This is a genomic window from Bacillus sp. 05T31 (assembly GCF_056396725.1).
Genome location: NZ_JBFTMA010001212.1, coordinates 1 through 682, shown reverse-complemented (window position 1 = coordinate 682; position 682 = coordinate 1). Strand labels below are relative to the sequence as shown.

The following is a 682-nucleotide window of genomic DNA, read 5'->3' as shown; positions in this document are numbered from 1 at the left end:
CCTTATACTCTGAAGGCTAGTGGATATCCTGTACTCAGTTATAAAGGAAATGATAAATGGCAATACCTTGCGTATGGTGGGAATTACACTCAACCAGTTAATGTAATTATTGAAAGAAAAGGGCAGCCTAAACCTGGACAACCAATCAAAAAAGGTGAAGAGGTACACATTAAAGTTCAAAATAGTGCTTATTCAGGCTATGAATATTTAAAACTTCAARATRGTTATATCCATTTWGAYCAAAAACARAAYGCAAGTACTTTTAAATTTAATCATACACATAGCCCAGGCAGCTATGATTACCAGAGAGAATGGAACCTACAATCTGATGGTAACAATATAGGGTTGGATAAGGGTGGATCTGGTTATGTGACATATGGTAATGATGTGCAGGTATATCCTGTTGGTAATGGTAATGTGATTTTAGATAGATGGAGTTTCGACAAAGCTAAGTAAAAGGGAACGGTTTTGTTGCAAAGTTTAAAAAAACATCGGTAATGGACTGAACCCAAAAAGTTAGAAATAAGAATGTAGGCTGCTAATAGGGAATGAGTTCGATATTGAACTCATTCCTTTTAATGTATCCTTCATTCGTTTGTACTTGTAATCATAATCATGTATGTAAAAACCCATGGCTAAAGTAGTGGTTTTTTACTATGAAGATCTTGGAAAACATATACAC

The 682-nt window shown here is 34.5% G+C and carries 1 pseudogene; it reads left to right on the top strand.

The window, feature by feature from the left end:
* Positions 1-456, top strand: a pseudogene (locus tag AC1DJR_RS32510) (binary toxin-like calcium binding domain-containing protein); the annotation flags it as partial.
* Positions 457-682 lie beyond the last annotated feature (226 nt).